This window comes from Mycobacterium sp. MYCO198283, from assembly GCF_021213805.1.
Classification (GTDB): Bacteria; Actinomycetota; Actinomycetes; order Mycobacteriales; family Mycobacteriaceae; genus Mycobacterium.
This window is the reverse complement of sequence record NZ_JAJQJI010000006.1, coordinates 201732-214876: the sequence shown is the minus strand read 5'-3', so window position 1 is coordinate 214876 and position 13145 is coordinate 201732. Positions and strand designations below refer to the sequence as shown.

Annotated in this window: 13 protein-coding genes; 5 read left to right on the top strand and 8 right to left on the bottom strand. The window is 72.1% G+C overall.

The window, feature by feature from the left end; genetic code table 11:
* Positions 1 to 15 precede the first annotated feature (15 nt).
* From LV457_RS13560 to LV457_RS13550, 3 genes are all read left to right on the top strand, one after another.
* Positions 16 to 663 (top strand): MOSC domain-containing protein, encoded by a 648-nt coding sequence (locus LV457_RS13560; protein WP_232171702.1) that lies wholly within the window; start codon positions 16 to 18, stop codon positions 661 to 663.
* A gap of 158 nt (positions 664 to 821) precedes the next feature.
* A complete protein-coding gene (locus tag LV457_RS13555) occupies positions 822 to 1574 on the top strand; it encodes a S9 family peptidase (protein ID WP_232171701.1) in 753 nt (250 codons plus the stop codon).
* A 115-nt stretch (positions 1575 to 1689) separates the two neighbouring features.
* A complete protein-coding gene (locus tag LV457_RS13550; protein ID WP_308192200.1) occupies positions 1690 to 2631 on the top strand; it encodes a R2-like ligand-binding oxidase in 942 nt (313 codons plus the stop codon).
* Here LV457_RS13550 and LV457_RS13545 read toward each other — a convergent pair.
* Positions 2628 to 3059: an EVE domain-containing protein gene (locus LV457_RS13545; protein WP_232171698.1), complete on the bottom strand. Its 432-nt coding sequence runs from the start codon at positions 3057 to 3059 to the stop codon at positions 2628 to 2630. The two genes, LV457_RS13550 and LV457_RS13545, sit on opposite strands and share 4 nt — an antisense overlap.
* A gap of 5 nt (positions 3060 to 3064) precedes the next feature.
* The gene (locus LV457_RS13540) at positions 3065 to 4171 is read right to left on the bottom strand and encodes a spore photoproduct lyase family protein (protein ID WP_232171697.1); all 1107 of its coding nucleotides are present in this window, start codon (positions 4169 to 4171) and stop codon (positions 3065 to 3067) included.
* An 83-nt stretch (positions 4172 to 4254) separates the two neighbouring features.
* Between LV457_RS13540 and LV457_RS13535 the strand changes: the two genes are divergently transcribed.
* Positions 4255 to 4482 (top strand): hypothetical protein, encoded by a 228-nt coding sequence (locus tag LV457_RS13535; RefSeq protein WP_232171696.1) that lies wholly within the window; start codon positions 4255 to 4257, stop codon positions 4480 to 4482.
* Positions 4483 to 4486: 4 nt separating this feature from the next.
* Here the strand turns inward: LV457_RS13535 and LV457_RS20105 are convergent, their stop codons facing one another.
* The 4 genes from LV457_RS20105 to LV457_RS13520 are packed head-to-tail and all read right to left on the bottom strand — an operon-like array spanning position 4487 to position 6821.
* On the bottom strand, positions 4487 to 4615 hold the full coding sequence (locus LV457_RS20105) for a hypothetical protein (protein ID WP_255701668.1): 129 nt from the start codon (positions 4613 to 4615) through the stop codon (positions 4487 to 4489).
* A 57-nt stretch (positions 4616 to 4672) separates the two neighbouring features.
* Positions 4673 to 5122 carry a DUF350 domain-containing protein gene (locus LV457_RS13530; RefSeq protein ID WP_232171695.1) on the bottom strand — a complete coding sequence of 150 codons (450 nt, stop codon included), beginning with the start codon at positions 5120 to 5122 and terminating at the stop codon, positions 4673 to 4675.
* Between the two features lie 28 nt (positions 5123 to 5150).
* Entirely contained in the window at positions 5151 to 6314 is a 1164-nt protein-coding gene (locus LV457_RS13525) for a glutathionylspermidine synthase family protein (RefSeq protein WP_232171694.1), read from the bottom strand.
* A complete protein-coding gene (locus LV457_RS13520) occupies positions 6315 to 6821 on the bottom strand; it encodes a hypothetical protein (protein ID WP_374198851.1) in 507 nt (168 codons plus the stop codon).
* A gap of 296 nt (positions 6822 to 7117) precedes the next feature.
* Between LV457_RS13520 and LV457_RS13515 the strand changes: the two genes are divergently transcribed.
* On the top strand, positions 7118 to 8680 hold the full coding sequence (locus LV457_RS13515; protein WP_232171692.1) for a class I adenylate-forming enzyme family protein: 1563 nt from the start codon (positions 7118 to 7120) through the stop codon (positions 8678 to 8680).
* Here LV457_RS13515 and LV457_RS13510 read toward each other — a convergent pair.
* On the bottom strand, positions 8677 to 8997 hold the full coding sequence (locus LV457_RS13510; protein WP_232171691.1) for an STAS domain-containing protein: 321 nt from the start codon (positions 8995 to 8997) through the stop codon (positions 8677 to 8679). The two genes, LV457_RS13515 and LV457_RS13510, sit on opposite strands and share 4 nt — an antisense overlap.
* Complete coding sequence (locus LV457_RS13505; protein WP_232171690.1) at positions 8994 to 13142, bottom strand: SpoIIE family protein phosphatase; 4149 nt, start codon at positions 13140 to 13142, stop codon at positions 8994 to 8996. Before LV457_RS13505 ends, LV457_RS13510 begins: the two co-directional genes overlap by 4 nt.
* Positions 13143 to 13145 lie beyond the last annotated feature (3 nt).

Below are 13145 nucleotides of genomic sequence, written 5' to 3'. Positions count from 1 at the left end.
CCTAAGCTGTGCCGAATGGCACATCTGCTGGCTGTCAACGTCGCGCGCGTCCGTGTGAATCCCGACGCCCCGAAGCGGATCACCGGGATCGACAAGCAGCCGGTCGCCGAGGCGGTGGCCGTGCGCGCACCGGGGGCGGGCAGCGGTCTGGTGGGCGACGAGATCGGCAACCGCAAGCTGCACGGCGGCGACGACCAGGCGGTCTACGCCTACGCGCGGGAGGATCTCGACGCGTGGGAGGCTCGGCTCGATCGCCCGTTGACCAGCGGGATGTTCGGCGAGAACTTCACCACCGTGGGCGTCGACGTGACCGGTGCGGTGATCGGTGAGCGGTGGCGCGTGGGCGACGACGGGCTGCTGCTCGAGGTGACCGCGCCGCGCACGCCCTGCCGGACCTTCACGGCGTTCCTCGGGATCGACGGCTGGATCAAGACCTTCACCAAGGCCGGGGTGCCAGGCGCCTACCTGCGGGTGCTGACGCCGGGGCGCGTGCGGGCCGGCGACCGAATCGTCGTCGAGGACCGGCCCGGCCACGGCATCACCGTCGGCTTCGCGTTCCACGCCCGCATGACCGAGCCGCGACGCCTGCCGGAGCTCTTGGTGGCCGAGGCGCTGTCGGCGGACCTCAAGGCCCGCGCCAAACGCCGGCTGGCGTCGGCCTGACCCGGCGAGCACAGCTGCGGTCCTCGTGGCCGGTGAGCGTGCGCTGACGACACGGCCCGCGCGGCGTGTCGGCGTGCAGACACGCACGCTCGCGGGGCAAGGTGACGCGGGGCTGGGTGACACGGGGGGCTCGGTGACGGGGATGACAGGATGTCGCGGTGGCCGAGCGTGTTCGCTTCCCGAGTACCACCGGTCCGATGCTGGCCGGGGTCGTCGACCTGCCCGCCGACCCGGTGCGCGGCTGGGGCGTCTTCGCGCACGGCTTCACCCTCGGGAAGGACTCGCCGGCCGCCAACCGGATCTGCAAGCGGCTGGCGCGCGAGGGCATCGGCATGCTCCGCTTCGACAATTTGGGCCTCGGCGATTCCGAGGGCGATTGGGGTGACGGCTCGTTCTCGCACAAGGTCGCCGACACCGTGCGCGCCGTCGAGTTCATGAACGGGGAAGGCCGCGAGGTGCGGCTGCTGGTCGGCCACTCGTTCGGCGGCTCGGCGGTGCTCGCGGCCGCCCACGAGTGCGAGTCGGTGAAAGCCGTGGTGTGCATCGGCGCGCCCTACGATCCCGCGCACGTCGAGCACGCCTACGACGCGCTGATGGACCGCATCGAGGAAGAGGGTGAGGCGCCGCTGAAGATCGGCGGCAAGGCGCTCACGCTGCGCAAACACTTCGTCGACGACGTCCGCGCCGCCGACCTGAAGGAGCGCATCCAGACGCTGCACCGGGCCCTGCTGGTCATGCACTCCCCCACCGACAACACCGTCGGCATCGACAACGCCAGCGAGATCTTCCGGGCCGCGCGCCACCCGCGCAGCTTCATCTCGCTGGAGGGCGCCGACCACCTGCTGACCGGTAAGCACCAGGCCGCGCGGGCCGCCCGCATCATCAGCGCCTGGGCCGACCCGTACCTGTAGGAAAAGCCTGACCCGGCGAACGCCGCGTGCCTACGATCGAGCGGTACCGGACGGCCTGGCTCCGCCGGCTCCCGCGTCGACGGCCACACCGCCTCCCTGCACAACCCGGAGGTCGATTTCCATGACCCGCACCCGCACCAACTCCCTGGCCGCCGGCGGCCTGAACTGGGACAGCCTGCCGCTGCGGCTGTTCGCCGGCGGCAACGCCAAGTTCTGGGATCCGGCCGACATCGACTTCAGCCGCGATCGCGCCGACTGGGAGACCCTCACCGAACTCGAACGTGAGTGGGCCACCCGGCTGTGCGCGCAGTTCATCGCCGGCGAGGAAGCCGTCACCCAGGACATCCAGCCGTTCCTGGCGGCCATGCGCGCCGAGGGCCGCCTCGGCGACGAGATGTACCTGACGCAGTTCGCGTTCGAGGAGGCCAAGCACACGCAGGTGTTCCGGCTGTGGCTCGACGCCGTCGGGATGACCGGTGACCTGCAGAGCTACCTCGACGACCTGAACGCCTACCGCACCATCTTCTACGACGAGCTGCCCGCCTCGCTCGACGCGCTGAACGCCGACCCGTCGCCCGCCGCGCAGGTGCGTGCCTCGGTGACCTACAACCACGTCATCGAGGGGATGATGGCGCTCACCGGCTACTACGCCTGGCAGAAGATCTGCACCACCCGCGGCATCCTGCCCGGCATGCAGGAGCTGGTGCGCCGCATCGGTGACGACGAACGCCGTCACATGGCGTGGGGGACGTTCACCTGCCGCCGCCACGTCGCCGCCGACGACGCCAACTGGGGCGTCTTCGAGTCGCGGATGAACGAGCTCATCCCGCTGGTGCTGCGCAACACCGAGGAGGGTTTCGCCCTCTACGACGTGGCGCCCTTCAACCTGGAGAAGGACGAGTTCGCGCAGTACGCCACCGAGAAGGGCATGCGCCGCTTCGGCACCATCGGCAGCGCGCGGGGCCGCCCGCTCGGCGAGATCGACGTCGACCACGAGCCGCTGCAGCTTGAGGACGACTTCGCCGCCGAGGACGCGAAGACCTTGGCCGCGGTCTAACGCTGCGCCCACGCGCCGGGCGGCAGCAGCGGGCGCAGCAACTCCAGCGCCGCGACGTCGACCCACGACGGGTTGGCCTGCTGCGGCGACCGGAATACCTCCAGCGCACCGAGCCCCGGCACGGTGAGCAGCGCGGCGGCCGGCACCGGTTCGTCGAACAGCGCGATCGCGGTCGGCACATGCAGGCGGCCGTCGTCCCCGGGGACTGCTACGCCGGTGACGCGGCCCGCGCCCCAGATGCCGCGCCGGCACCCCGACACCCAGAACAGCACCCGCTGACCGTCCGCGAGGAGCCGCGAGCGGTAGTTGTCGGCGACGCACCACCACGGCTTCGCCGCGCCGGCCGCCAGCATCGGCGCGATATCGGTGACCGCCGGATTGCACTTGATCACCCACGCGCCGAGCGTCTGCGGGGTCACGGCGCGCACGGGCGTCAGAACGCGTAGCGGATACGGCAGGTGGGCAGCACCTGGGCGATCAGCTCGGTGAGCTGCGAGACCCACCGGCCCTTCCACGCGGTCTTGTAGCGGACGTTCCACTGGCCGTTCTGGCTGCGCTTGAGCTGCTGCAGGTCGGGCCGCCACAGCAGCTCCTCGCCCGTCGGGTGCCAGCCCATGTTCACCTCGTGCAGGCCCTCGTTGTGGGTGAGGAAGATGATCTCCGCGGCGAGCTGCGCCTTCGTGCGATCGTTCGTGCCGTCGGCGATCTGGTGCAGCAGCTCGGCCCAGTCGGCGAGCCAGTGCTCGTGCACGACGACCGGGCTGAAGTTGAGGTGCACCTCGTAGCCGGCGGCGACGAAGTCGTCGAGCGCGGCGATGCGGTCAGCGATCTTCGAGGTGCGCACGTCGACGACCTTCGACGTCTCGGCGGGCATGAGGCTGAACCGCACGCGGGTGCCGCCCTGCGGGTCGAAATCCAGCAGCGCCGGGTTGACCAGCTTGGTGGCGAAGCTCGCCTTCGCGTTGGGGATCCGCGCGAACAAGGCCACCAGGTCGCGGACGTTGTCGGAGACCAGCGCGTCCGCCGAGCAGTCGCTGTTCTCGCCGATGTCGTAGACCCAGTCCACCGGATCGCACTGGTTCGGCTCGGGCTTCACGCCCTGCCGGGCCGCGTGCCGCTCCAGGTAGCCGGTGATCTTCTCGATGTTGGCGAACACCGTGATCGGGTTGGCGTAGCCCTTGCGCCGCGGCACATAGCAGTAGGAGCACGCCATGGCGCAGCCGTTCGCCGTCGAGGGCGCGATCCAGTCGCTGCTGCGTTCGTTGCGGCGCGCCGACAGGCTCCTCTTCTCGCCGAGCACCAGGGTTTCGCGCTTGATGCGCACCCAGTCCTCGACGTTGCCCTCGTTGCCGTACAGGCCGGGGATGGCCTGATGCGAGAGCACGCGGATGCGCTCGGCGTCCGGGAACCGCTGCAGCACCTCGACCGCGCGGGGGAACCGCTCGATGTCGGGCTCGTGGTAGATGCGCTTGACGTCGAGGAGCCGGTGGGCGAGCTCGACCGGCGCGCGGCGGGCGGAGCTGTCGCTGTCGAGCGTCACGGACACCTGTTTCGCAACGCCGGAGACCCCCGCCGGATTCCGGATGTCGATTGGTTGCTGCTCGGACGGGGAAGGCCACGGGGATGAGCGAGCACAGCTGGCAGGTCGTCGTCGCCCGGCGCAACGATCCGGGGAACCCCGCCGACGGCGCGGCGGAGACGACGCTCGTCAGCGGTACGGAGGCCGAAGCGCGGCGCGTGTACGCCGACGAGACCGCCGCGGCCGCCGAACGCGGCTACGACTCGGTGCGGCTGCGCCGCGGCGGCGACGACGTCGAGAGCTGGCCGCCGGAGACGGGCTGGACGGTGTAGCGCGCTACTCGCCGTCCTCGCCGTGGTGCAGACCTTCCGGCGGCGGCGTCGAATACCCGGGGTTGGCGGTTGGCGCGTCCTCGATCGAGGTGCCTTCGTCACTGTCGGGGGCCGGCGATTCCGGTGCGGTCATGCGTCCTCCTTGGCTGGTGCGGTTCGGCTACCCGAGCGCGACCGGCCGGAAACCGCGTCAGAGGATGGCGGCTGCCACGATGAGGCCCACCGCGAAGTGGCCCGCGACGACGACGAGCGCCTCCGGGGTGTACCGCTCGGCGGCGAGCACGGGCCCGATGTCGATGCCGGTGACCAGTTCGACGATCCGCACCGACGCCGCCTGCACGACGATGCCGAGCAGGCCGAAGATCAGCGTGTTGATGAGGCCGTCGACGAGTTCGCCGGACGAGCTGTAGATGGCCAGCACGATCACGAACGACAGCGACAGCACGCCCGACGCCGCGATGGCGCCGGCGTTGGGCCGGCCGGCCTGCACCAGCGTGCGCAGCGGACCCGGTGTCGTCCAGTCCAGCACGAAGAACCCGAGCACCATCAGCGCCAGCCCGACGATGGCGTAGAGCGCGATGGCGGTCACGCCGTGGCCGAGGACGGACCAGTAGTCGGGGCCGAGCGCCACTGCGGTCATGTGGTTCCTTTCGTCACGCGGTCGGTGGTCACAGCGGGATGCGGTGGGGCACGAAGGCGGCGCCGTCATCGGTGACGAGCCCCGAGGTTTCGCGGATGCCGAGGCCCGCGGACTCGTCGCCGACGATCCAGGCGCCGAGCACGGGCCGCATGTCGTCGAATTGCGGCAACGGGTCGAAGAGCTGGTACACGTAGCCCTCCTCGCCGTACACCCCGCCCGTGCGCACCTCGTGGCCGTCGCCGACGATGGTGATGTTCGCACCCTCCCGGCCGAGCTTGGGCTTGCGGACGTAGTCGATCAGCTCATGGGGGTCGTCGACGTAGGCGGGCAGCAGGTTCGGGTGCCCCGGGTGCATCTCCCACAGCACCGCCAAGATCGCCTTGTTGCTGAGCAGCGCCTTCCACAGCGGCTCGATCCACATGGTCTCGGGCAGCGAGTCGACCGCGCGCCGGCCGAAGTCGTCGTCGAGCACCCACTCCCACGGATACAGCTTGAACAGCGACTCGATGGGCGCCTCTTCGAGGTCGACGAACCGGCGCAGGTCCTCGTCGAAGCCGATGTCCTCGATGGCCAGCCCGACGGTGTTCAGGCCGGCCTCGGCGGCGCACTCCTGGATGTAGGCCAGCGTGACGTTGTCCTCGCCGGTCGGGTCGGCCGCCGACCACGCGAAGTGCATCTCGTCGCCGGGCAGCAACCCTTTGACGTGGGTCCAGCGCTCGACCAGCTTCTCGTGCAGCGAGTTCCACTGGTCGTCGGCCGGGAAGACGTCGGTCTTCCAGTGCCACTGCAGGATCGCCGCCTCCAGCAGCGATGTCGGTGTGTCGGCGTTGTACTCCAGCAGCACCGGCGGGCGGCGGCCGTCGTAGCGCAGGTCGAACCGGCCGTAGACGTGCGGATCGCTTCGGCGCCAAGACTTCTCGATGTGCTCCCAGCTCCACTCGGGCAGCCCGAAGTCGCGGTAGCGCTCGGTGAGCACCACCTGCTCGACGGCGTCGAGGCACATGGAGTGCAGCACCTCGACCGACGCCTCGAGCGACAGCACCTCGTCCATGTCGAACACGTAGTGCACCGACTCGTCCCAATAGGGGCGTTCGGCGCCGCTGGCGTCACGCGCCGGCGTCCCGAAGCACATGCCCTGCCCGGCGACGATCTGCTCCCAGCCGCGCCGCGGCGCGTGGCGTTGGCGCCTCACTCAGCTGCCCGAGCTGGTGCCGGCGCTGCTGGAGCCGAAGCCGCCGCGGGTGATCGACGACCCGGACTTCGTCTTGGCCGACGTGCCCTTCGGCAGCTCCAGGGTGCCGTTGCGGGCGACGGAGCCGATGCCGCCGTTGGAGCCGCCGTAGTAGTAGCGGTACGGCGAACCGGCGAAGATGAACAACCCGCCCATGCCCGGGGAGCCGCTGGCGCAGTAGCTGTCGGGCACCACCTCGTTGGTGCCGTCCTTGACGCACGTCGCGGACACCTCGTCGTCGTCCTTGAGCAGCTGGTAGCCGAGGGCGACGACGCCCACCAGGCCGACGACCGCGACCGAGCCCATCAGCACCTTGCGCCGGGTGGCCGCCTGCTGCGCGCGCTGCCGTTCCTGCACCTCGGCGAACCGCTCGGCGGCCTCACGGGCCTTGCGGACCTTCTCCCGGTGCCGCGCCTCGGCGACCGTGGGCTGTCGGGGCCGGGTGTCGGCCGCGTCCTGCCAGCGGATGGTGCCGCGGCCGCTGCGGGCGGTGGCGCGCTCCGCGGCCGCCGGCTCCTCCGGCGTCTGGTCGCCCCGCTCCTCCGGCGTCTGGTCGCCCCGCTCCTCCGGCGTCTGGTCGCCCGGTGCCTGCTCGCCTGACGTCTCGTCGTCCGGTGGCTGCTTGCCTGACGTCTCGTCGCCCGGTTCGGACACGGTGCACTCCCCCACATTGAGCGATCCTCGCCGACATCATAGGGCCGCGCCGGGTGGCCACGGCGGACCCGCGACCGGGCCGCGGGGAGCGCTCGGCGAGGATCGCAGGCGTGACAGCTCCGCGCGCCACCGTTGCGGCCCTCCTCGCGCACGCCGCCGCGCGGTTCGGCGACCACCCGTACGTGGTGACGCCCACGGCCCGGCTCAGCTACGTCGAGGCGGAGCGGCTCTCGGCACGGCGGGCGCGCTGGCTGCTCGGTCGCGGGGTGGGCAAGGCGGCCCGGGTCGGACTGTTCTTCGCCAACGACGTCGACTGGATCCTGTGGTGGCTGGCGGTGTCGCGGATCGGTGCCGTCGCAGTGCCGCTGAGCACGCTCTACGCCCCCGCTGAGATCGCCAAGGTGCTGCGGCTCGCCGACGTGGGGCTGCTCATCGCGCCCGAGCGGGTGGTGCGCATCGACGTCGGTGAGCGGTTCGAGGCGGCGCTCCCGGGCCTCGCCGCGCAGCCCGCCGGCCGACTGGCCCTGCCCGACGCGCCGTTCCTGCGCGAGGTGGTGATCGCCGGGAAAACCGACCGGGGCTGGGCCACGCCGTTTGCCGCCGCCGGCGAACCGGGCGTATCCGCCGACCTGCTGGCCGCCGCCGAGGCGCAGGTGTTCCCGGCCGATCTGGCCGTCATGGTGCACACCTCGGGATCCACCGCCGACCCGAAGGGCGTGCTGCACACGCACGGCACGCTGGTGCGGCAGACGTCGACGTGGCCGGCCGCCATCCGCGCCGTGACCGGCGTCGACGGCGACGTGCGGGTGCTCTGCGCGATGCCGTTCTTCTGGATCGGCGGACTGCTGGCCGCGACGGGCGCCCTGCACGACCGGGCGACGGTGCTGACGCTGCCGCGGCTCGAACCCGGTGCGGCGCTCGACCTGCTCGAGCGCGAACGGGCCACCGGTCTGGTCGGCTGGCCGGCGTTCACGCAGCGGCTGCGCGAGCACCCCAGCTTCGCCGCGCGGGACCTGAGCTGCGCGCCGCTGTTGCGCGACGGCCCGCTGGACATCGCGATGATCGACGTCCCCGACGGCTATCCGGTGCACCGCACGATGACCGAGACCGCCGGCGGGTTCGCTCACACCGAGATCGCGATCGTCGACGGGCACGGTGGCCCGGTCCCCGACGGCACGGTCGGCGAGCTGCTGGTCCGCGGGGTGGGCGTGATGGCGGGCTACAACAAGCGCGAACGGTCCGAGACCTTCGACGCCGACGGCTGGTACCACACCGGCGACCGGGTGTACCGCCGCGCCGGCGACCCGCGGCTGTTCTACGTCGGGCGCACCAGCGAACTCATCAAGACGGCGGGCGCCAACGTCTCCCCGCTGGAGGTCGAGGCGGTGATCGAGGCGCTGCCCGAGGTGGCGCAGTGCCTGGTGGTCGGCGTCGAGGACCCGCGCCGCGGCGAGGAGGTGTGCGCCGTCGTCGTGCCGGCGGGCCCGGACGCCGACCTGGCTCGGATCGCCGCCCACGCCCGCCGCGAGCTCTCGTCGTACAAGGTGCCGACCCGCTGGGTGGTGACCACGAGCGACCGGCTGCCGACCTTGCCGAGCGGCAAATTCAGTCGGCGGGCGCTGGCGGCGCTGATCGCCGACGGCGCACTGCCGTCCCACCGGGCGGACGGCTAAGCGTCCGGGCGCTCCGGCGGCGGCTCGACCGACACCAGCTCTGTCAGCCGGCTGATGGTGAGCACCGGGATCAGCAGCGGGTTGGCGATCACCCGGATGTCCTCGGCCGAGGAGAACAGCGTGTTGATGGCTCCGCTGTCGAGGTATTCGACCGCCGTCAGATCCACCGTGACCGGTCGCTGGTCGCCGGCGCCGATGGCCTCGGTGAGCGCTCGGGCGAACTCCGCGACGTTGCTCATGTCGATCTCGCCGCTCGCGACGACGGCGACGGTGCCGTCGTCGCGACGGTCCGTGCCGATGGTGAGAGGCGTTGTCATCCGGTGATCCTCGCGAACAGGTGGACGGTGGTTCCGGAATCGTCGGTGTCAATGGTGACGTCGTGCATCAAAGCGCGCATGAGGTCCAGACCTCGGCCGCGGCTGATGTCGGGGACGTCCCGGCGCGGCTTCCACCTGCCCGAGTCGATCACGCTGACCTGCAGTCGATCGGCGTGGGCCGACGCGCGCAGCCGGATGACGCCGTCGGGCCGGTCCCGGTGCCCGTGCTCGATCGCGTTGGCCACCGCCTCCCCGGCCGCGATCAGCACGCTCTGCACCTGTTCGGCGTCGACGTCGGCCCGCGCCAGCCACCGCCGCAGCGCCGTGCGCGTTGCGGCGACGTGGCGCACGTGCGGCGGGAAGTCGATCTGCAGCGGCGCGGGCTGGCGGTAGAGCAGCAGCGCGACGTCGTCCTGGTAGCCGCCGGCGGGTTCCAGCCCGGCCATGACGGTGCTCGCCAACTCCTCCAGCGACGCCGTCCGGTCCTCGCGGACCAGCCCGGCGGCGCGTTCGATGCCCTGGTCGAGCGACTGCCGGCGGCGTTCGACGAGCCCGTCGGTGTAGAGCAGCAGGGTGGCGCGCGGCGGGATCGTCACCCGCGCCTCGGGCCGCTGGGTGTGGGTGCGGATGCCCAGCGGGATGGCGCGCCCGTCCTCCAGCGTCCGCGTGGTCAGGTCCGCCTCGACCAGGATCGGCGGCGGATGACCGGCGCTGGAATAGGTCAGCTCGCCGGTGTCGGTGTCGATCACCGCGCAGAACGCGGTCGTGCAGGACGCGCCGGGCAACCGCGCGGCGAACCGGTCCAGCCCCGACAGCGCCCCGCTCGGGCTCGGCTGTTCGAGCAGCAGGGCCCGGCACGCGCTGCGGAGCTGGCCCATGACGGTCGCGGCGGCCAGGCCGTGGCCGACGCAGTCGCCGACGATCAGCGCGATCCGGCCGTCGTCGAGGTCCACGACGTCGAACCAGTCGCCCCCGACCTGCAGCGGGCGGCTCGCCGGCTGATATCGGGCCGCGAACCCGCCGGGCAACTGCGCCGGCCCGAGGATCGCGTGCTGCAACGCCAACGCGGTCTCCCGCTGCTGATCCAGCGTGTGGACGCGCTGCAAGCCTTGACCGAGTCGACCGGCGAGCAGCGTGAGCAGCGTCTGGTCCGGCGGGCCGAACGGGCGCTGCGGGGACAGCTCGATCCACAGCACGAGCACGCCGCGCGGGTGCTGCAGGGCGATGGCGGCGGCGCTGCGGTCGACCACGTCGGCCGACAGCAGGTCGCCGTCGCGCAGCGCGCCGATCCGCTGCCGGGCGGCCGCCGGCAGGTCCGGCCAGTCGACGGGGTCGCCCGCGACGACCACCTCGGGACCGGTGGCGGCGCCCTGCGACGGGAACGTGACCGCCAGCACCCGGCGGGCCTGCCACACCCGGCGCAGTGCGGCGACGGTGGAGCGCACCGCGTCCTCGACGGTGTCGGCCTGGGCGAGCAGGTGGTTCAGTTCGGCCAGCGTGGTCTGGCGCTGCACCCGGTAGTGCTCCGCCGTGACGTCGCGCAAGGTGCCGACCGTGACGCGCCGGCCGGTGTCGGGATCGGCGGCGTGGTTGAAGCTGACCGTCACCCACAGCCGGTGCCCGTCGCGGTGGGTCACCGGCACGGTGAACGTGCCCTGTGGTTGCTCGAGCAGCAGCCTGAATCCGGCGACGACTTCCTCGTGGGCCTGCGGTTCGGCCTCGGCGTCCGGCCACCATGGCTGCACCGCCGGATAGGGCAGGCCTTCGGGCCCGTACCCGAGGATGTCGGTGAACGCGGCGTTGATCTCGATGACGGCGCCGTGCTCGTCGCAGACGAAGAACGCCTCCTGCAGCGACTCGACCAGCGCGGTGCGCCACCGGGCGTGGTGGTTGCGCAGCCGGGCGAGCTCGACGTTCACCCGGACCCGCGCCAGCAGCTCGGCGGCGGCGAACGGCTTCACCAGGTAGTCGTCGGCGCCCGCCTGCAGGCCTTCGATCGCGGCCTCCTGCCCGGCGCGCGCCGACAGCAGCAGCACCGGCGTGGCGGCGGTCCGCGGATCCGCCCGCAGCGCAGCCACCAGACCCAGCCCGTCGAGCTGCGGCATCATCACGTCGCTGACCACCAGCTCGGGCAGCTGGGCGCGCGTCACTTCCAGCGCCTGCCGGCCGTCCTGCACCGCGTCGACCAGGTAGCCGGCGCTGCTCAGCAGCCGCACCAGGTATTCCCGCATGTCGGCGTTGTCGTCGGCGACGAGCACCCGCGGCGGCGGGCCCGCCACCGACACGGGCCGCACCGCGGCGTCCGAGAGCGGGGCCGGGCTGGGCGCGCCGGTGTCGGCGCCGGGCACCCAGCGCAGCGCTTCCTGCAGATACGGCTCGGCGGCCGCGGAGGCCGCGCGCGGGGTGTCGGCGGCGGCGACGAACTCCGCGGGCAGGTGGCCGGCGCCGAACGGCAGCCGGATGGCGAAGGTGGTGCCCTTTGCTTCGGTGCTCTCGGCGGTGATGGTGCCGCCGTGCAGCCCGACGAGTTCCTTGACCAGCGCCAGCCCGATGCCGCTGCCCTCGTTCGAGCGCGAGCGGGCGTTCTCGATGCGGTGGAACCGTTCGAACAGCCGCGGCATCTCGGCGGCGGGCACCCCGACCCCGGTGTCGGCGACGGTGACGAGGGCGTGCCGGCCCTCGCGCTGCACGCGGACGGTGATCGACCCCTCGAACGTGAACTTGAGCGCGTTCGAGACCAGGTTGAGGATCACCTTCTCCCACATGTCCTGGTCGATGTACACCGGTTCGTCCAGGGGCGCGCAGTCGACGACGAGCTGCAGCCCGGCGCGGTCGGCGGCCGACCGGAACACGCTCGCGAGGTCGCCGGTGACCGCCGCCAGGTCCACCGGGCGGTAGTGGGCCTGCATCCGGCCGGCCTCGATGCGCGAGAAGTCGAGCAGCGTGTTGACGAGCTTCGACAGCCGCAGCGCGTTGCGGTGCACCACCTCCAGCTCGTCGCGGTCGCCGTCGTCGGCGACCCGCGTCCGCAGTTCGGACACCGGGCCGAGGATCAGCGTCAGCGGCGTGCGGAACTCGTGGCTGATGTTGGAGAAGAACGCCGTCTTGGCGCGGTCGAGCTCGGCGAGCTCCTCCGCGCGGCGCTGCTGCGCCCGGTAGCTGCGGGCGCTGCCGATCTCGGCGGCGAGGTGGCCGGCCACGAGTTCGACGAAGCCGCGGTAGCTCTCGTCGAACGGCCGGTAGCAGTTGAGCGCCGCGACGAAGAACCCGTAGGAGTCGGCGCCCTGCTGCACCAGCGGGATCACCAGCGCCTGCAGCGGCGGGTCCGGCCAGTCGCCGGTGGGCGCGCCGGCGAAGCGCTCCGCGCTCAGGTCGACCAGCGTGCCGCCGACCTCGACGCCGACCGGCCAGATCGGATCCTCGGCGGGCAGCGTCGCGGGCGCGAGCCGGTGGCCCGCGGCGATCCCGGACGCGGCGGCCAGCCGCGCGACCCCGGCGTCGTCGTAGAGGTAGGTCAGGGTGAACGGCAGGTCGCGCAGGTTGCGCCCGAGCTGGTCCGCGGCGGCGGCGAGCAGCTGCCGCTCCGACGGCAACACGCTGGGATCGGACCCCAGGTCGCGCAGCGTCGCCAGCCGCCGCTCGCTGATCACCTGTTCGGTGACCTCGCTGACCACGCACAACATGCCGACCACCCGGCCGTCGTCGTCGTGCAGCGGGCTGTAGGAGAAGGTGTGGTAGGTCTCCTCGGTGTAGCCGGACCGCCGCAGGAACAGCCGCAACCCGGCGTCCCAGGTGGCCTCGCCCGTCGACAGCACGCGGTCGATCCGCGGGCCGATGTCGTCCCAGATCTCCGCCCACACGTCGCTGGCGGGCCGGCCCAGCGCCCAGGGATATTTGCTGCCCAGGGTGTCTCGCCGGTACGCCGCGTTGCAGAAGAAGGTGAGCTCGGGACCCCACGCCATCCACATCGAGAACCGCGACGACAGCAGGATGCTCACCGCGGTCTGCAGGCTCTGCGGCCAGGTGTCCGGCGGGCCGAGCGGCGTGGCCGACCAGTCTACCGCCGCCAGATCGCGGCCGACCTCGGGATCGGCGCCGAACAAGTGGTTGCCGGCCGACCGGCCGTCACCATCGCCAACAGGCACCCG